The 17769-nt window shown below is 55.8% G+C and carries 17 protein-coding genes, 1 tRNA gene and 1 pseudogene; all 19 read right to left on the bottom strand.

Annotated features, from left to right (window positions below):
* Nucleotides 1-154: 154 nt before the first annotated feature.
* Entirely contained in the window at nucleotides 155-1237 is a 1083-nt protein-coding gene (locus ACKXF7_RS11965) for a stage III sporulation protein AE (RefSeq protein ID WP_423741410.1), read from the bottom strand.
* Nucleotides 1227-1610, bottom strand: a complete 384-nt coding sequence (locus ACKXF7_RS11960; protein WP_339394893.1) for a SpoIIIAC/SpoIIIAD family protein — start codon at nucleotides 1608-1610, stop codon at nucleotides 1227-1229. Before ACKXF7_RS11960 ends, ACKXF7_RS11965 begins: the two co-directional genes overlap by 11 nt.
* Nucleotides 1607-1801: a stage III sporulation protein AC gene (spoIIIAC, locus tag ACKXF7_RS11955; protein WP_249236660.1), complete on the bottom strand. Its 195-nt coding sequence runs from the start codon at nucleotides 1799-1801 to the stop codon at nucleotides 1607-1609. The genes ACKXF7_RS11960 and spoIIIAC overlap by 4 nt, the downstream gene beginning before the upstream one ends.
* A gap of 18 nt (nucleotides 1802-1819) precedes the next feature.
* Nucleotides 1820-2278, bottom strand: coding sequence for a hypothetical protein (locus ACKXF7_RS11950; protein WP_423741409.1), 459 nt, complete (start codon nucleotides 2276-2278; stop codon nucleotides 1820-1822).
* Entirely contained in the window at nucleotides 2275-3177 is a 903-nt protein-coding gene (locus ACKXF7_RS11945; protein WP_423741408.1) for an ATPase, T2SS/T4P/T4SS family, read from the bottom strand. Before ACKXF7_RS11945 ends, ACKXF7_RS11950 begins: the two co-directional genes overlap by 4 nt.
* Before the next feature lie 284 nt (nucleotides 3178-3461).
* Nucleotides 3462-3545, bottom strand: a tRNA-Leu gene (locus ACKXF7_RS11940).
* A gap of 75 nt (nucleotides 3546-3620) precedes the next feature.
* Entirely contained in the window at nucleotides 3621-5138 is a 1518-nt protein-coding gene (locus ACKXF7_RS11935; RefSeq protein WP_339394896.1) for a nicotinate phosphoribosyltransferase, read from the bottom strand.
* Between the two features lie 203 nt (nucleotides 5139-5341).
* The gene (locus ACKXF7_RS11930; RefSeq protein ID WP_348583480.1) at nucleotides 5342-6856 is read right to left on the bottom strand and encodes an IMP dehydrogenase; all 1515 of its coding nucleotides are present in this window, start codon (nucleotides 6854-6856) and stop codon (nucleotides 5342-5344) included.
* Nucleotides 6857-7420: 564 nt separating this feature from the next.
* A complete protein-coding gene (locus ACKXF7_RS11925) occupies nucleotides 7421-7708 on the bottom strand; it encodes a hypothetical protein (protein ID WP_423741407.1) in 288 nt (95 codons plus the stop codon).
* 177 nt (nucleotides 7709-7885) lie between these two features.
* Nucleotides 7886-8623 (bottom strand): acyl-[acyl-carrier-protein] thioesterase, encoded by a 738-nt coding sequence (locus tag ACKXF7_RS11920; RefSeq protein ID WP_423741406.1) that lies wholly within the window; start codon nucleotides 8621-8623, stop codon nucleotides 7886-7888.
* Between the two features lie 140 nt (nucleotides 8624-8763).
* Nucleotides 8764-9996 carry an ABC transporter substrate-binding protein gene (locus ACKXF7_RS11915; protein ID WP_423741405.1) on the bottom strand — a complete coding sequence of 411 codons (1233 nt, stop codon included), beginning with the start codon at nucleotides 9994-9996 and terminating at the stop codon, nucleotides 8764-8766.
* A complete protein-coding gene (locus ACKXF7_RS11910) occupies nucleotides 9996-10841 on the bottom strand; it encodes an ABC transporter permease (RefSeq protein ID WP_249236667.1) in 846 nt (281 codons plus the stop codon). The genes ACKXF7_RS11915 and ACKXF7_RS11910 overlap by 1 nt, the downstream gene beginning before the upstream one ends.
* Nucleotides 10841-11656, bottom strand: a complete 816-nt coding sequence (locus tag ACKXF7_RS11905) for an ABC transporter permease (protein WP_249238708.1) — start codon at nucleotides 11654-11656, stop codon at nucleotides 10841-10843. The genes ACKXF7_RS11910 and ACKXF7_RS11905 overlap by 1 nt, the downstream gene beginning before the upstream one ends.
* Nucleotides 11657-11665: 9 nt before the next feature.
* Nucleotides 11666-12713, bottom strand: a pseudogene (potA, locus tag ACKXF7_RS11900) (spermidine/putrescine ABC transporter ATP-binding protein).
* Between the two features lie 317 nt (nucleotides 12714-13030).
* Complete coding sequence (locus ACKXF7_RS11895; RefSeq protein WP_423741404.1) at nucleotides 13031-14026, bottom strand: DUF4340 domain-containing protein; 996 nt, start codon at nucleotides 14024-14026, stop codon at nucleotides 13031-13033.
* Between the two features lie 12 nt (nucleotides 14027-14038).
* On the bottom strand, nucleotides 14039-15472 hold the full coding sequence (locus ACKXF7_RS11890) for a Gldg family protein (protein WP_423741403.1): 1434 nt from the start codon (nucleotides 15470-15472) through the stop codon (nucleotides 14039-14041).
* Nucleotides 15473-15487: 15 nt separating this feature from the next.
* Nucleotides 15488-16360, bottom strand: coding sequence for an ABC transporter permease (locus ACKXF7_RS11885; protein ID WP_423741402.1), 873 nt, complete (start codon nucleotides 16358-16360; stop codon nucleotides 15488-15490).
* Complete coding sequence (locus tag ACKXF7_RS11880; protein ID WP_423741401.1) at nucleotides 16357-17331, bottom strand: ABC transporter ATP-binding protein; 975 nt, start codon at nucleotides 17329-17331, stop codon at nucleotides 16357-16359. The genes ACKXF7_RS11885 and ACKXF7_RS11880 overlap by 4 nt, the downstream gene beginning before the upstream one ends.
* 188 nt (nucleotides 17332-17519) lie before the next feature.
* Nucleotides 17520-17720 carry a 50S ribosomal protein L31 gene (gene rpmE / locus ACKXF7_RS11875; protein WP_005926533.1) on the bottom strand — a complete coding sequence of 67 codons (201 nt, stop codon included), beginning with the start codon at nucleotides 17718-17720 and terminating at the stop codon, nucleotides 17520-17522.
* Nucleotides 17721-17769 lie beyond the last annotated feature (49 nt).

The following is a 17769-nucleotide window of genomic DNA, read 5'->3' as shown; positions in this document are numbered from 1 at the left end:
CGGTACCAGCCGAAAAAGAACTACTAGAATATATAGCCCGGCAACTGCTTTTATGCATCTGCCCGCCCAGCCTGTGCCTGTCAGCAAAGCAGTGACCTCTGCGCAGATGCAGGCGATGCAAAATACAGCTGCAGCGTTTTGGAATGCCTGCACTTCATCCGCCTCCTGTCATCATCAAAAGCCCGACGCCCACCGTCAGCAGTTCAAAATACAATGCTGTGATGGCAGCCATGCATTTTACAGCTTCTGCCATACAGGCGAACAGCGCCTGACAGCGGCTGTTCGCCGCAAGCCCGCACAAAAGGCTACAGACTGTGAGGAACGCCAGATGGAGCATCAGCTGCACATACAGCGGCAAAAACTCCGCACCGATCACCATGAGCGCCGCAAGGCCCAGACTGCTTTTCAGCAGCCCCATTCCGGTCAGAAAGACCTCTGCCGTATCGCTCAGAGCCTGTCCTATGACCGGCACACTGCCGGTGAACAGCTCTCCGAGCCGCAGCGCCGAACGATCCAACTGCACCGTTATTGCACGCTGCAGCCCCAGTAAAACTGCAAAAAGGCGGCCGGCCCAGCGCAGCCCTTTTTGCAGCAGTACACCTGTGGCGCGGCAGGTGTCGGAAAGCCCTCTCTGGGTACTGATGCAGCACGCCATGCTGACCGCAAGATAGCTTTGCAGCAGCGGACTGACGACCGTAGCCGTGCACTGTGCAAGGAAACACAGCCCTGTCAACAGCAGACCGCTTGCCGCTGCACCGGCATTTGCTTCTCCTCCTGCGGTGAGCACCCCGCTGTAGACCGGAAGGAACCCCAGAAGGTAGTCTTTCCATCCTGTCATCCGCTCGCACACCTGCTGCGCGAGAGTCATCAGGTCGCCCCATAAAAGAGTGCCGCACCCTACAGCCGCTGCCAGTTCCAAAAGCGCATTGTCTGCCGCTTCTCCGACCAGAAAAGAAAGCAGGATCAAAAGCAGCAGGAACAGCAGGACGTCTGCATAGCAATGCGCCATCTGCCGGATCATTTCCAGCGGAGAAGCCGGCAAAAGGGAAAGCAGCGCTCCGACCGGATCGTGGACAAATGAATCCGCATCCTGCGGCGCAGCATTCAGATAGGGCTGCCAGAGCTCCTGCCCGGGCAGACCTGCAGCCCGGCCGCCTGCGCACCCGAGACCGCAGACAAAACTCCGCAGACGGCAAGCACAGCAGCGGACGCCTTTTGAAATAATTTCATGCAGCAAGCCCCCAGATCCGTTGACAGATCTCCTCCAGCAAGGGGAATGCCGCTGCCAGAACAAGGAGCCTCCCCGCCAAACCTGTACACCACGCCAGTGAATCTGCGCCTGCTTCTTCACACAGTGTCCGGGCGTAATCCGTGATCAGCAGGATCCCTGCACAGCGCAGCAAACAGGAAAAGGCAGTACCATCCACCCGGCGGCTGAGTGCCCATACTCCCCGCATCAGATCTTGCGCAGCCGCGCCAAGCCTCAGCAGTATAAATACTGCGGCACCGATCGAAAGCAAAAATGCATAAGACGGAGAATCCTTGCGCAGCAAAAGCTGTGCTGCCGCAAAAACGACTGCCGCCCCAAGGATGGAAACGGAGGTACTCATAGCGCAAACAGCGACTTGATGGTGACAAACAGGACGCTGATCTGCTTGACAAGAATGGACAGCACTACGACAAGGCCCGCAAGAGTGGTCATCATGGCCTGATCCTCCCGTCCGGAACGGATCAGCAGCTGATTCAGCACCGCCACAATGATGCCAATGGCTGCAATTTTAAAAACAAGATCGATCTCCAATTCTGCATCCTCCTGCGCTTACAAAAAAATCAGTGCCAGAACAGCTCCTGCCGCAAGCCCCAGCCTGCAGGACAGGCCAGCACAGGCGGCTGCTTCCTGCTGAGCCTGCTGCAGAAACGCTTCAAAGCGCGCGGTATAGTAGTCCAGTCGTTCACACTCCTGCGCAGCTTCGCACTGGCCGAGGCCGGAAAAGCATTGTTCAAAGCAAAGCTGCTCTTCGGCGCGGAAGCTTGCAGGCGGCGCGAGAGCCTGCAATTTTTCCGCAGGCGTCAGCAGCCCTTCCTGTATCAGACAGCGGCAGAGCAGCTCCATATCCGGCCTGCGGTATGCCACTTCCTGCCGGATGCGCCGCAGCAATTCCACAGTATGCCGCAGCTGCAGGATATGCTGCTCTTTTCCTGCCTGAAGGGCTGCTCCGGTCAGCCATCCGCACAGCGGAAGCAGCGCTGCTCCCATCCAATGAAACAGTTGGATCATAACTCGTCGATCTGCCGGACCCTGCCCGGCTCGGCGCAGCCTTGCAGCAGCACCAGTACACGCAGCATTCCCTGCTGCTGCAAAGCCTTCACCTGCGGTCGTCTGACTGCTTCCTCCGCACTTGCGGCATGAACGCTTGCAATAAAATCCACCCCGCTGAAAAAGCCCTGCTCCAGCGCTGCTGTTTCAGCCAGTGAACCCAGCTCGTCCAGAACGATCACCTGCGGTGAAAGAGTGCGCAGTGCCATCTGCACGGCATGCTCCTTTGGAATGCCGGACAGGGTATCCACCGCGGGTAGCTGCTGATCCGGACCTGAAAGTTCTTGCGGATAAATTTCACCACGCTCGTCCACCACGCAGACTCTCCGCTGCATTCCGGCAAGGCTTTGAGCGATCTGCCGCAGAAATGTTGTTTTGCCGCTGTCCGGTTCACCGACTACAAGCATCCCGATAAAATGCCTTTGCAGGATCTCGCAAAGCCTGTCCGGCAGCATCAGAGGAACTGCACGCGCGATCCGCAGATTCAACGCCAGCACCTGCTGCAGGATCATCTGCCCGTCGCGGTCCACATAGCGGCCGGCAACTCCGACCCTGCAGCCGGACGGTGTGGTAAGGAACCCCTGCGTCAGTTCGTTCTGATGTGCATGGACCGCACCACCGCACAGAGTGTGAAAGATCTCTTCGAGCTGCAGCTGATCCAGTATGCATTCCCGCAGTGACTGCGGACACTCAGAAAGTTCCTTCAGGCAGACCTGCCGACCTGACATCGTAAGAAAAATGCCATGCCCTGTCCGGAATCGCAGCTCATGGATCTGTGCCGCTGTTGATGTCGGAAGCTGCCCCAAAGGCTGTGCCAGCCACGAAGGCAGCTGCCGTACTGCACGGTAATACTCGTCCACAATTTCTTCCTCCTTTTTGGGGTTGCCAGCTTGCTATGAGTATATGCCTGTCCCGGGCAGATAGAACTGTGGCTTGCAAAAAGCACCCCTCGCCCCTTCAGAGCGGAAAGCGCAGGAAAAGTAAAATGCCCGGCCGAAAAAGCCATACATCGCAGCAGCCCCGGGGAGCCTGACGGTCCCTCGGGGCTGCTTTAGTATATCATTTCCTGCAAGTGGGTTATCCGGCGGGTTTTGGGCAAACAAAAAGCACCCGAAATCAAGCGATTTCAGGTGCTTTTTGTCCATGCCGCCGACGGGGGTCGAACCCGTACTCTGTCTCCAGAAAGGGATTTTAAGTCCCTCGTGTCTGCCAATTTCACCACAGCGGCATAAGAAGAGCCACCGTCTTTTCAAACGGCAGCTCTTATAATACAACAGGCTTGCTTTTTTGTCAAGAAAAGCTTTTATACCTTACCGCCATGCAGCTCTGCATACATCTTGGAACGGCACTCGGCCACAGCCGGCGTCATATTCACATAGTGCTTATGCGGGCATTCCAGACGCAGTTCGCTTTCCCAAGTCTCCTCGGTGAGCTGCTTTGCAATGTAGGCCTTCTTTTCTGCAATAGAGGGCAGCTCAATGGCCAGCTGGCCGTTCAGGATGTGGGGCACCAGCAGCTTTTTGACCTTGGTGGGTGTGATGGTCACGGTGCGCTCGATGGCATCCGAGTCCAGATTGACCATGGTGATGGGTTTGCCGGCCTCGATGACCTCATCATCCATAGCGATCAGGTCGCACTGCGCCTGACCGTTCTCATCGTAGAGACGCCACGGCATCTTCTTGCCCGGAATGATGGCCTTGCTGGCAGAATCCGAGCACTTCATTTTGGGGGTATAGCTGCCATCCGGCTTCTTGACTGCCACCAGTTTGTACACACCACCGAACACGGGGTCGGAAGCGGAAGTGATCAGGTTTTCGCCCACGCCGTAAGAGTCAAAATGAGCGTGTTCGTACAGCTCCATGTTGGCGATCTTCTTCTCATCCAGACCGTTGGACGCCACCAGCTTGATGTAGGGCTTGCCTGCTGCATCCAGCGCCTTGCGCAGGCGCTTGGAGCCGCGGGCAAGGTCACCGGAGTCGATGCGGGCGCTCTTGACACGACGGTTCGGGTCGTTGGGATATTTTTCGATGAGGTAATCGTCCAGCTTAATGAGATTGGGCAGACCACTCTCCATAATATTGTAGGTATCCAGCAGCAGGCTGACCGAATCCGGATAGGTATCTGCAAATGCTTTGAAAGCGTCGAACTCAGTCGGGAAGAACTCAATAAAGCTGTGCGCCACAGTGCCAACGGCCTTGACGTCTGCGCCGAACTTCATCTCCGCCAGACAGTTGGCTGTGCCGACACAGCCGCCCAGAACAGCAGCGTATGCGCCATCGTTGCCAGCGCTCTTGCCCTGTGCGCGGCGGGTTCCGAACTCCATGACGCTGCGGGGCGTATGGGTGTTCAGGCCGGTGACACGGGTGGCCTTGGTCGCGATCAGGCTGTGGAAGTTCATGGTCTGCAGCAGGTAGGTCTCGATCAGGATCGCACCCACAAGGTCGCACTCAATGCGTACCATCTGTACATGCGGGTAGGCCACCGTGCCCTCGGGCAGTGCATACATATCGCCCTTCCACTGATACGTGCGCAGATACTCACAGAATTCCTCGCTCATGCCTTTGGTGCGCAGCCACCAGATATCCTGTGCATTGAAATGATAATTCAGCAGAAAACGGGTCAGCTTGCGCTGGCCGGCACTGATGGAGTAACCCTGATTGTCCGGGTTCTTGCGGAAGAACATATCAAACACCAGTGTAGTATCCTTGAATCCGTGCAGGAAAAGGCAGTTGGCCATAGTAAATTCGTAAAAATCCACGACCATTGCGGGGTTGTCGTAGTCCTCATCCGGGATATAAGGCACAACCTTGATTTCGTCCATGAATAGTATCCTCTCTTCTTTGCACCTGACAAAGGCTTCCTCCGGCCTTTGCCGTTCCTCTTCCTTGTGGGAAGGTTTGCATGCCTGCCTGTCTTGACAGTGCGTTTCTATCATGATATCACCAAATGCGGGCTTGTTCAAGAGTTTTTATGCAAAAAACCGCCCATGCCAGACGGCACAGGCGGCTTTGCAATCAAAAAAGCTTAGCCATTGATGATGTTGGGGGTAGCATTCTTGAGCACGACATCGTGGCTGCCGCCCTCCACAATGGAGGTGGAAGAAACAACCGTCAGCTTGGCCTTCTGCTGCAGCTCGGGAATGGACAGTGCACCGCAGTTGCACATGGTGCTCTTGACCTTGTACAGAGTGGTCTGCACGCCATCAGCCAGAGGGCCGGCATAGGGCACGTAGCTGTCCACGCCTTCCTCAAAGCTCAGCTTGGTGGAGCCGCCCAGATCGTAGCGCTGCCAGTTGCGGGCACGGTTGGAGCCTTCGCCCCAGTACTCCTTCATATACTGGCCATTGATGCGAACCTTGTTCGTGGGGCTCTCGTCAAAGCGGGCGAAGTAACGGCCCAGCATGACGAAGTCGGCACCCATAGCCAGAGCCAGCGTGATGTGATAATCGTGAACGATACCGCCATCGGAGCAGATCGGCACATAGATACCGGTCTCCTTGAAGTACTCGTCACGAGCCTTTGCTACCTCGATGACAGCGGTAGCCTGACCGCGGCCAATGCCCTTGGTCTCGCGGGTGATGCAGATAGAGCCGCCGCCAATGCCGATCTTTACAAAGTCTGCGCCTGCCTCGGCCAGGAAGCGGAAGCCCTCGGCATCCACAACATTGCCTGCGCCCACCTTGACGGTATCGCCGTAGTGCTCACGGATCCAGCCAATGGTGCGGCTCTGCCACTCGGAATAGCCCTCAGAAGAGTCGATGCACAGCACATCCACACCAGCTTCCACCAGTGCAGGCACGCGCTCGGCATAGTCGCGGGTGTTGATGCCGGCACCCACCACATAGCTCTTGTTGGCGTCCAGCAGCTCGTTGGCGTTCTTCTTGTGGGAATCGTAGTCCTTGCGGAACACCATATATTTCAGGTTGCCCTCAGCATCCACCAGAGGCAGAGTGTTGATCTTGTTGTCCCAGATGATGTTGTTGCAATCGTGCAGAGAGGTATTCTCCGGAGCGGTGACCAGCTTTTCAAGCGGGGTCATGAAGGTGGTGACAGGGGCATCATCCGGGGTGTGGTTGATGCGGTAGTCACGAGATGCCACAATGCCCAGCAGCTTGCCGCCCGGGGTGCCGTCGGCGGTAATGGCAATGGTGGAGTGGCCGGTGCGTGCCTTCAGCTCCAGCACATCGTGCAGGGTGGCAGTGGGGGCCAGATTGGAGTCGGACACGACATAACCAGCCTTGAAGCTCTTGACACGGCGCACCATAGCGGCTTCGTTTTCAATGCTCTGAGAACCATAGATGAAGGACACACCGCCCTGACGAGCCAGTGCAATGGCCAGCTTATCGCCGGAGACCGACTGCATGATGGCGCTGATCATGGGGATATTCATCTGCAGAGGGCACTCTTCCTGACCCTTGCGGTACTTGACCAGAGGGGTCTTGAGGCTGACAGCAGTGGGAACGTTTTCAGCGGAGGAATAGCCGGGGATCAGCAGGTATTCACCGAAAGTGCGGGAAGGTTCTTCATAGAAATAAGCCATGTTCAAACTCCTTTTCTCTCAACGCATCAAAAACGGAAGACAGCAAAAGCATAAAACGAATTTCATGTTTGCGGTGTATAAATTGATTGAATATACTTTACCACAAAGCCAGCCAGAATACAAACCCCTGCCGCGCCAAACTTTGTAAATGTCCTTTGCGGAAAAACAGACAAATTGACCACCAAAATGAGGTAAGGTCATACTTTCCCGCACGGGAAGTCATTTTGAGGGTGCAGAGGATGCAAAAAAGCTCGTCCAGAACGGACGAGCTTTTTTGCACACGAAGCGGGATACCGCCTGTGCGGCACATGGCTCACGAACTGTGAAGGAGAACAGTCGGAGGAGGAGAACCTGTGCCCGATATCCCTAAAACAAGAAGAAAAAGATTTCACACTCAGCTGGGCTTGTGCCCTTGCTGTAACCATATTGTAACTCTTTTGAAACCAATTTGCAATAGGCTTTTGTAATTTTTCTGTAATTTCTTTTGTTAACTTTTTGTAGACACATATAAAACCCCTGCCAGAAAATTTCCGGCAAGGGCTTTGCGGATCATTATTTATTTTCTTAATAGCACTTTTTGCAAGCAGTGAAGCCTTCCGCTTTTGCTTTCGATAATGTAACCTTTTTCGGGTCTTTCATATTGCTGCAGGTAGACTTGCTGTGATATTTTTTTCCGCCGTGCGTTGGGACCCAGACCATCTGCTCCGTCTTTTTGCCGGCAGAAATGGTCTGAACGGCTGCAGTGGACGGCTTGCAGGCCGCAGTCTGTACACTGGCGGCAGATGCCGCCGGGCACAGCAGACTGAAGCACAGTACCAGAACGGCCGCAAGGACTCGGAGATGTTTTTTCATTTGGTTTATCCTCCTTTGGACAATCAGAAGATCCTTCTAATAAAAGAGTACTCCCTGTTCCTCAGAGGATGCAATTCTCAAAATGCGCCGTTTTTTCTGCACGGGTGACGATTTTTTGCATTGCTCGCTTATTTTCAGCTAAAAGCGACGCAGCGGTTCTCTTGAGAAATCAACGATTTACACGTTTGTCTTTCCCACCTCCAGATAGCACTCAAAGCTGGTCTGGCCGTTATGCCTGCCGATAACATACCAGCCGTCTGCGGAGGGCGCGTAAAGCACTTCTACCGTCTCCCCCAGAGGAATTTCCCGGTGATAATTGATAGAGGCAAAGGTAACAGGGGCCTTGCGCACTATTTCCAGCGGCAGGGCGTCGCAGACAAGATCCAGATAGAAGGCATTGTTCAGGTGGCCGTTCAAGTCACACTGGGAATAATGCGCCGTCCACTCCCCTGCGCTGATCAGACCGTCCTTGCACTTATGCAGCAGCAAAGGAAGTTCGTCCTCTACGGTGTCGTTCCAGAAACCTTCCACCGTCCAGCCCGGCTCCCGCAGGATGTGGCCCTCGGTAAGGCTGACCACGATCCAGCGGCAATCCACCATTGCCACCTCTTTGCCCTCGGCATCGGTAAGGGTGGTGATGCGTTTGACGGAACCGTGTTTGCTGACCTGCGCCCGGGAGGTAAGGGTCAGTGTTTCGGCACGCTGCGGCACACGGCTGAACTTCAGAGCCTGTTTGCCCACCAGAAAGGCCACGCCGCGATCTTTGAAGAACTGGTCATCCATCCCAAAGGCGCGGGCGTGGTCTGTCGAAATCTGCTCCACATAGCGCAGCAGGGCGCTGGGCTTGAGCAGGCTGCGGAAGTCGGCGTCTGCATTCATAACGGTCATCGTTTCCGTGTAAAAATATTGTTCCATGGTTTTCCCTCTTTCTATAAAAAAGGCTGCCGCACCTTGTTCTGTGCAGCAGCCTCCTTTGCATTCAGAACCTGTTTTCGTAAGCAGTATTGGCTCAAAAGGCCCTTCATGCAGTGGGCAATACTTATGAAAACGATTCCTCAATACTGATTGCGGGCACGCCTGCGCACCTTGCGCCAGATGTTGAAGCAGGCCAGTGCCACCATAGCTGCCAGCAGCGCAAGGAACAGCAGACTGCTGCCGCCCTCGTCGTAGCTCTTCATTTCGCTCCACTTTACATCCAGTTCGCTGTTCACATCGTCGCTCAGGGCGGTGAACACCTTTTCCTTAGCGGCAGCTTCCTCCGGCGGATAAGCGATCTCGCTCTCCTTCAGATCCTCGTCCAGCACCTCCCACACATCATGCATGGGGGTGGTGTAGCCGATGTACTCGGCGTTTGCCTTGCCGATATCTGTCTCGCACATGAAGTTGATGAACATCTCTGCAGCTTCCTGATGCTCACTGGCAGCAGGAATGGCCATGCAGTCCACAGACAGCACGCTGCCCTCCTCCGGGAACACCCATGCAAGGTCGGGGTTGTCATCGATCATGGTGATGGCATCGCCGGAGTAGTACACGCCGATGGCTGCCTCGCCGCCGATCATCTTATCGAAGATCTCGTCCATGACGTATGCCTGCACCAGCGGCTTCTGCGCCTTGAGTTCCTCCACCACCTCGTCCACTTCTTCGGTGGACTGCGGGTTGATGTTGTGGCCGCTCTTAAACGCAGCTATGGCGTAGGCATCGCGGCTGTTGTTGAACATCAGGATATTGCCTGCGTACTGCTCGTCCCACAGATCAGCCCAGCTGGTGGGTGCTTCGTCCACCATGGTGGTGTTATAAATGATGCCGGTGGTACAGAGCATGTAGGGCACGGTGTATGCATTCTGCGGGTCGTAATCCGGATCCACATATTCCGGATCGATCTTTTTGAAGTTCGGGATATTGTCGTAGTTCAGAGGCTTGAGCATCCCCTCGGAGATCATTTTCGCCACCATGTAATCCGACGGAATGACCACATCGTAGTTGGCCGCGCCGGACTTGAGCTTGGCGTACATGGATTCGTTGGAGTCAAAGGTGGTATAGTTCACCTTGATGCCGGTGAGCTGCTCAAACGCAGACACCACATCCACGCTGTCGTCCGAACCGTTGGAGATATACTCGCCCCAGTTGTAAACGTTGATGGCCACGTTCTGGCCCTTGAAGCGGGTCCAATCGTAATCATCCGATACCGAGACGTCCTCCGTGACTTCGATGGTGCCGGCAGCAAAGGCGGGCAGTGCACAGCAGACCGTCATTGCCAGCGCCAGCAGCAAAACAGCAAAACGTTTCATCACACGCCCTCCCCTCTCAGCGCCTTCTGATCGCGGCGGTAATTGCGGCTTTCCATCGCATTGGAGAACAGGATGATGCACAGAATGACCACAAACATAATGGTGGACAGTGCATAGATCTCCGGGCTGACCTTTTTACGGGTCATGGAATAGATGGCGATGGGCAGGGTCTCCACCGTGCCACAGTTGAAGTAGGAGATCATAAAATCGTCGATGGAGTAGGTCAGGCAGATCAGGAAAGCGGACAGGATGGCCGGGCTGATCTCCGGCAGAATGACCTTGAAGAAGGCCTGTCTGGGGTCGCAGCCAAGATCCAGCGCAGCCTCATACAGCTTGATGTCCAGCTGCTTGAGCTTGGGCGTCACGTTGAAGATAACATATGGCACATTGAACGCGATATGTGCAATGAGCAATGTCGGGAAGCCCATGATGGTATCCGGCAGCCATGAGACGCCGCCGGCGAAGCGCTGGTAGGCTACGAACAGCAGCATGAGCGAAATGCCGGTGATGATCTCCGGGTTGACCACCGGGATATAGGTGATGTTGGTGACGACAAGGCGGCTCTTGCGGCCCATGGACGCAATGCCCAGACTTGCCGCTGTACCCAGCACAGTGGCAATGACCGCAGAGATCAGAGCCACCTCCAGCGAGACCAGCAGCGCATGCAGGATAGCGGAGTTGTGCAGCAGGCTGGAGTACCACTTGAGGGTAAAACCGGTAAAGAGCGAATAGCCCTTGGACTGGTTGAAGCTGAATACGATCATGTATGCGATGGGCAGATACATGAAGCAGAAAAACAGAATAATATAGACACGCTGCATCAGGCGCAGATGTTTCGTTTTCATCAGGACACGCCCTCCATTTCATCTTCATCAAAGCTGGAGGTAAAGCTCATGCACAGCAGCACAATGATCATCAGCACCAGGCTCATGGCAGAGCCTACGTTCAAGTTGTAGCTGTTGCCCAGAAACTGCATTTCGATCAGATCACCAATCAGCAGATTGGAACCGCCGCCCAGCATACGACTGATGACAAAGGTGGACACCGCCGGGACAAACACCATGGTGATGCCGGTGCTGATGCCGGGCACGCTCATGGGGATGAGTACCCGCACAAGGGTCTTGGTGGTAGAAGCGCCCAGATCCTGCGCAGCTTCCACAAGGCTCTGGTCAATCTTGGTCATGCTGGTGTACAGCGGCAGGATCATATAGGGCACATAGTTATACACCATGCCAAGCACCACCGCGCCGGAAGTGTTGAGCATATTGAAGGGGCCAAGGCCGAACACGCCCAGCACGGCATTCACGGGGCCGTTGACACTGAGCAGGCCCATCCATGCATAGGTCCGCAGCAGGAAGTTCATCCACATGGGCAGCATGACCAGCATGAGCATGATGTGCTGTTTGTTCACCCGCAGGCGGGAAAGAAAATAGCCCACCGGGAACGCAATGACCAGACAGATGACCGTGGCAATGAGGGCCAGCAGCAGGCTGCGGGCAAACACCGAGCCGTAGCCGCTGATGGAGGTGAGGTTGTCCAGCGTAAATGCACCGTTTGCATCAGTGAACGCATAATACACAACGATAATCAGCGGCACCACCGTGAACAGCACCATCCACACGAAGTAGGGATAAGCCAGTTTTTTATCGTAAATCTTCATCATCGCGGCTCACCCCTCCGAACGCGCCATGATATGGATCTCGTTGGGGCCGATGCGCATACCAATGGTCTCACCGGGTGTGCAGGCGCGGGTGGAGTGGATGAGCCATTCACGGCCCTCGCATTCCACATGCATTTCAAAGTGGACACCCTTGAAAATGACGTCGTTCACAACGCCCACCAGCTGACCTTCCACAGGCGATACCACCTCGATATCCTCGGGGCGCACTACCACCTGCACGCTCTGCTCGCGGGCAAAGCCGCGGTCCACACAGGGGAAGTCCACGCCGGAGAAGGACACCAGAAAATCCCGGTGCATCACACCGTCCACAATGTTGGAATCCCCGATAAAGTCTGCCACAAAGGCGTTCTTCGGTTCATTATAAATATCCTCGGGTGTGCCGATCTGCTGCACCTTGCCGCCGTTCATGACCACAACGGTGTCGGACATGGTCAGGGCTTCTTCCTGATCGTGGGTGACATAAACAAAGGTAATGTTCATTTCACGCTGCAGGCGCTTGAGCTCCAGCTGCATTTCCTTGCGCAGCTTGAGATCCAGCGCACCAAGGGGTTCGTCCAGCAGCAGGATTCTCCGGCTCGTTCACCAGACTGCGGGCAATGGCAACGCGCTGCTGCTGACCACCGGACATCTGGCTGATGCTGCGGCGCTCGAAGCCTTTCAGTCCCACGACTTCCAGCATATTGCGCACCTTGCGGCGGATGGTTTCTTCGTCCAGCTTTTTCAGACGCAGACCAAAGGCCACGTTCTCGAACACATTCAGGTGCGGGAACAGTGCATACTTCTGGAAAACGGTGTTCACCGGGCGCTTATAGGGCGGCACGCCGGTGATGTCCTCACCTTTCAGCAGCACTTTGCCGGCATTCGGCTCCAGAAAACCCGCGATCAGGCGCAGAGTGGTGGTTTTGCCGCAGCCGGAGGGACCCAGCAGGGTCACGAACTCTTTGTCATGGATGTCCAGATTCAGCCCATCCAGAATGCGCTGACCATCAAATTCCACTACAATATCACGCAGTGAAACGATCACCGAGTTGTCCATTTTTTACTACATCCTCCTTGTAACTCAGATACGAAAAAAGACAGGGCTCTGCCCCATCCCTCGTACCAGGGCGACTTGGAGTCTGCTTGCCCAACCATCACACTTTGGCGGTAAAAGCAGACTCGACCCCGCACAACCTCCATGACGAACCTTAAAAATACAAAAACATTGCGCAGTTATTCTACCCTGTCCCGTCTATCTTAATCAATCTTTGCTGAAAAGTCAATCACTCTGCCGCTGTTTGCCGAAACTTTACACGCTGCAGCAAAAAAACATACGCCGCAGCGGAGTTTCCGCATACGGCGTACATGGATTTTTCATTCTGTTTTCAGCTCGGCAGCTGTTATCAGAAGGGCCTGTACAGTGTCAAGGTCAACCGCATAGACGGAGCTGTCCCCATCCACCATCATCCAGCAGCCGTCTGCATTTTCGGCGTAGTGGAGGGTCACGCTCCCATCGGCAGAGGCGGCCCGCACCGTTGCAAGGGGTGCATCAAAGCCGTAAGCGGCAGGGTCAGCATTCGTCACCTGCGCCGAGACGTATCCGCCAAGGGCCGACAGGATGCTCTGCAGCTTGGCTTCGTCCAATTCAGCCGCCGGGTCATCGGTCAGCCGCCAGACCGTCTGGTAGGCAGTGGAAGCAGCGGCGCTTTCGGAAGAAGCATCTGCTGAATTGCTGTCCGTTTCCGCCGTTTCCGATACGGCTGTCAGCGAGAGTGTTCCTGCATCTGTTGCGATGGAGACGCTCTCCAGCACAGAAGCTGTGAGTCCTGCCGGGTTGAACGCGCCAAAGAGATCCGCTTTGGTCTGTTCAAAGCAGGCTGCCTTGTTGCCGGAGACGGTGTAAATGGCATCATCTCCGGTTTTTTGCACGTACAGATCCCCTGTGACAGGGTTCTGGCTGCCAAAGGCAAAGGTGTTTGTTTCGCCTGCCGCTGTTACCGTGACAGTAACGACCGGGTCTGCAAGGCCGTAGTCCTCACCGGGCTGAGCCGTGAGCTGGCGCTTAGCGTTCAGGGATGCCAGCGCTGTGACCATGGTGTTGCAGGCAGATGCATCCAGATGATAGCCCGGGTCATCCGCCAGCGTCCAGCTTCCGGAATCACAATTCAGGGTAATCGTCTCATTCTGATAAGTGTACCGGATCTGCTCCGCATCACCCGCCGCAAAAGAAGAAAGCACAATGCTGCCTTCTGCGGCAGCGCTGGACGCTGCTTCTTCTGCAGCATTGCTGCGGGTGATGAGCCACAGCAGCCCGCCCAGCACAAGCACCATTGCCAGAAGAACGGCCAACGAGCGCTGTTTCGTTTTCATGCTGTGGCCCCCTTATCTGCGGCGGCGCAGCAGCACGAACACGGCACCCGCAATGAGCACCGCTGCAGGCAGCACGAACACGAACACCATGGCCAGCGCCATGGAAGTGGAAGCTGCCACTGTGATGGGGGCTGCTTCCAGTGCTTTTGTATCGATGAGCATGCTCTGTCCCACCAGCGCAGCGGCGCAGCTCTGCAGGAAGGTCAGGTTGCCCGGGATGGATTGGTATACCTGCTCACTGTCCACATTGGGGCAGCCCACCCAGATCACCTCCGAACCGGCAGACTCATTGCGTGCCCACGCGGCCAGCGCAAAGGGGCCATCCGTATCGCCGGATTCTTTGGCAGTGGTGGCCGCCTCATTATAGTTCAGCTTGCTGTAGGCGTCCCCGGTGGTGTTCAGCAGGGATTCTGCCGTAACGCCGTCCGTTTCGGCAATGGTGATGCCCTGTGCCACCGAAAGCATGACATGGGTATTCTGGCTCACACCGTCCAGAACGGTGCTTTCGTCATCGTCGGAGGCGTGATCCGGAAACAGCGAATACGGGTAGCCGTACAGTGCATGGCCGGCATCGCCCTCCACCACGATGCCCGGCTCACGGGCAAGGCCGAACTGTGTCATTACAGCGTCCAGATTCGGCGTATCGACAAAGGCACTGGTCATCAGTAGCACTTTGCCGCCGTTTTCCAGATAGGCCTGCAGCTGCGCGATCTCGTCCACAAGACCGTCGGAGGCAAAATCCGAAGCGGGCGCATTGATGATCAGCAGTCCGCAGTCTTCCGGGATGGTGCCTGTGAGCAGATCCAGCGGCTGCAGGTCGATGTTCTGGGCTTCCAGCGCTTCGGTCAGCGAGGAAGTAGGGGCCTGCTCACCGTGGTTGGTGGTGTAGAAGGCATGGCTTTCTGCCCCAGAGGTCAGCTTGTAGATGGCCGAACTGATCTGCTTTTCGCCTGCAAACGTCACATTTGCAGAGCCGGTGGTGTAGTAATCGGAGTAGTCGTATTCGTAGAGCTCAGCGGCGTCCAGCACCACGCTGTTCTCGCCGCTGACCACGATCAGGCTGCCGGTGGATACATTCTCTGCACCGTACTGGGACGCAAAGGCCGGATAGAGGGTGGGGTCTTTCTGTTCCCAGTGGAAACGGCTGCTCTCATCGGCATAATGATCCAGCAGCTTGCTCACAATGGCGTCTTCGCCGCCGGTCTCGCAGAGGTAGTAGACCGTCACATCCTGATCAAGGCTCTGCATCAGCTGTCTGGAGCTGTCGCCCAGAGTATACATCTTGGCGGCAGAGAGATCGAACTCGGTGTACTTGGACGGAATCGCACCTGCCAGCAGGTTGACCAGTACCGCCAGCACGATCGCTGCCGCCAGAATGGCCGTGGAATACAGCCCGCTGCGGAACACTTTGCCGTTTGCGGAGGAAGTGAGCTTGAATTTTTTCATATCATTGTCCTCCTCTCAGTTCCAGCGGCGTTTTTCCAGTCCCTGCGCCGTAAAAAACAGAAACAGTACGATCACGGTGAGGTAATACACCAGTGTCGGAATGGAAAAGCTGTTGTTGACGAACTCTTCAAAGGGAGTGAACAGACACAGCGCGCTGAGCACTGCGCTGAAGGCTTCGGTCAGCCAGCTGCTTTGCAGCAGAAACAGTGCCGTCAGCACCACACAGCAGCCTGCAAAGGTCAGACAGCCCAGCGTGAAGCTGCGGGTGCGCAGACCAGCCACCACACTGAGCACTGCCGCGATCGCGGTAAACAGGGCCAACGCCACCGCGCTGCCGGCAGTAAACAGGTTGCGCAGGCTGGGCATCATATAGGCCAGCAGCAGCGCAGCCACACCTGCCACGGCGGCAATGATCTGATTTTCGGTCAGACTGGAAAGAAACACGCCGATGGCAATGGCCGCGCAGCCCATAAGAAAATAGCAAAGCAGTGCAGCAAAATTTGCCGCTGTAGCAATCCCGGATGCGCCCAGTGCAGCCAGTACCAGGATCATGACTGCATCCACAAGGCACGGCAGCGCAAAAATGACACACAGTGCCAGAAACTTGCCCAGCACGATACCCCACACGGATACCGGACTTGTGAGCAGCAATTGGTCGGTGCGGGTGCGGCGTTCCTCCGCAAAGCAGCGCATGGTCAGCACCGGGATATACAAAAGCAGCACAAAAACCGTGCGGCACAGCGTATAGTAACCAAAATCCGTCAGGCCATAGCCCAGATTCAGGGCTATAAAATAGATGGCCGTTGCTGCCAGCATAAAGGCCGTGAGCACATAGCCGATCATGCCATGAAAGCTGCTGCGGACCTCGCGTTTGAAAATGGCGATCATTCAGCCTTTCCCTCCTCTTCTTCATCGTTTTGATCGGACTCACCCTCGGTCAGGGCAAGGAAGATCTCTTCCAGCGTCCTGCTCTCGGCGGCAAGGGCCAGCACCGTGCATCCGGCCCGCGAAAGAGCCCGGGATACCTCAGCACGGCGATCGGCAGCATCCACGCTTTCTGCGGTAAAGGTCACCTGACCGTCAGCTTCACTTTCCAGCGCTACCCTGCGGATGCCCGGAATCTCCCCCACTGCTTTGAGCACGGCCTTGCCTTCGCCCAGCACGGTAGCGTGCAGCCAGCTGCCGGAATCCAGCATACCGGCCAGCTGTTCCGGTGCGCCCACCGCCACCAGATGCCCCTTGGACAAGATCAGTACCTGACTGCACACCGCCTGCACCTCGCTGAGGATGTGGCTGGACAGAATGACCGTATGGGTCTTGCCCAGTTCCTGAATGAGTCTGCGGATCTCAATGACCTGCGCAGGGTCAAGGCCCACGGTGGGCTCATCCAGAATGATGAGCTGCGGCGCACCCAGCAGTGCCTGCGCAATGCCCACACGCTGGCGGTAGCCCTTGGACAGGCTGCGGATGAGCCGGGGCAGAACATCCTCCAGCCCGGTGCGGCGGGCGGCGCGCAGCACCTGTTCTTTGCGCTCTGCTTTCTTTTTGACGCCCTTGAGCTCTGCCGCAAAGTCCAGATACTCCTGCACGGTCATTTCCGGATAGAGTGGCGGCTGCTCGGGCAGGTAGCCCACACAGGCCTTGGCCTGCTGCGTCTGTTCCGGCAGACTAAAGCCCGCCACCTTAACTTCGCCGCTGGTGGGTGCAAGGTAGCCGGTGAGGATATTCATAATCGTAGATTTTCCGGCGCCATTGGGCCCCAGCAAGCCGAAGATCTGACCGTCCCCCACTGTAAAGGACAGATCCTCAATGGCAGGGTGTGTGCCGTATTTTTTGCTCAGATGAGATACTTCGATCACAGCAAACGCTCCTTTATTCGTCTAATTCAGTGCTGGTATATTTTAGACGGAAAATGTGTAAAAATTGAGACAATCCTGTGGTGAGAGGCCAAAAGAATTCTTAAGAATCATTAAGTCCTCAGCGCTGTATGCAAAACAAATCAAAAAAGCACCGTCTCCCGAAGGAAACGGTGCTCAGAAAACCATAATTACTTACGGCCGAAACGCTTGTTGAAGCGCTCAACACGTCCGCCGGTGTCAACCAGCTTCTGCTTGCCAGTGTAGAAAGGATGGCACTTGGAGCAAACTTCGACGTGGATCTCAGGCTTGGTGGAACGAGTCTTAATGACGTTGCCGCATGCGCAGGTGATGGTGCAGTCAACGTAGTTCGGATGGATACCCTGTTTCATTCTTTTCACCTCATTTCTGGTTCTGACTTATCGGGGCCATATTGTAAAT

It is taken from the genome of Faecalibacterium sp. 7 (assembly GCF_049562865.1).
Lineage (GTDB): Bacteria > Bacillota > Clostridia > Oscillospirales > Ruminococcaceae > Faecalibacterium > Faecalibacterium wellingii.
This window is presented reverse-complemented; position numbering and strand designations above follow the sequence as displayed.

Coding starts and splice junctions, on each gene's coding strand:
- ACKXF7_RS11960 (WP_339394893.1), bottom strand. CDS start 1,610: ATGAGTACCTCCGTTTCCATCCTTGGGGCGGCAGTCGTTTTTGCGGCA.
- ACKXF7_RS11950 (WP_423741409.1), bottom strand. CDS start 2,278: ATGATCCAACTGTTTCATTGGATGGGAGCAGCGCTGCTTCCGCTGTGC.
- ACKXF7_RS11935 (WP_339394896.1), bottom strand. CDS start 5,138: ATGGACGAAATCAAGGTTGTGCCTTATATCCCGGATGAGGACTACGAC.
- ACKXF7_RS11930 (WP_348583480.1), bottom strand. CDS start 6,856: ATGGCTTATTTCTATGAAGAACCTTCCCGCACTTTCGGTGAATACCTG.
- ACKXF7_RS11925 (WP_423741407.1), bottom strand. CDS start 7,708: ATGAAAAAACATCTCCGAGTCCTTGCGGCCGTTCTGGTACTGTGCTTC.
- ACKXF7_RS11920 (WP_423741406.1), bottom strand. CDS start 8,623: ATGGAACAATATTTTTACACGGAAACGATGACCGTTATGAATGCAGAC.
- ACKXF7_RS11915 (WP_423741405.1), bottom strand. CDS start 9,996: ATGAAACGTTTTGCTGTTTTGCTGCTGGCGCTGGCAATGACGGTCTGC.
- ACKXF7_RS11910 (WP_249236667.1), bottom strand. CDS start 10,841: ATGAAAACGAAACATCTGCGCCTGATGCAGCGTGTCTATATTATTCTG.
- ACKXF7_RS11905 (WP_249238708.1), bottom strand. CDS start 11,656: ATGAAGATTTACGATAAAAAACTGGCTTATCCCTACTTCGTGTGGATG.
- ACKXF7_RS11895 (WP_423741404.1), bottom strand. CDS start 14,026: ATGAAAACGAAACAGCGCTCGTTGGCCGTTCTTCTGGCAATGGTGCTT.
- ACKXF7_RS11890 (WP_423741403.1), bottom strand. CDS start 15,472: ATGAAAAAATTCAAGCTCACTTCCTCCGCAAACGGCAAAGTGTTCCGC.
- ACKXF7_RS11885 (WP_423741402.1), bottom strand. CDS start 16,360: ATGATCGCCATTTTCAAACGCGAGGTCCGCAGCAGCTTTCATGGCATG.
- rpmE (WP_005926533.1), bottom strand. CDS start 17,720: ATGAAACAGGGTATCCATCCGAACTACGTTGACTGCACCATCACCTGC.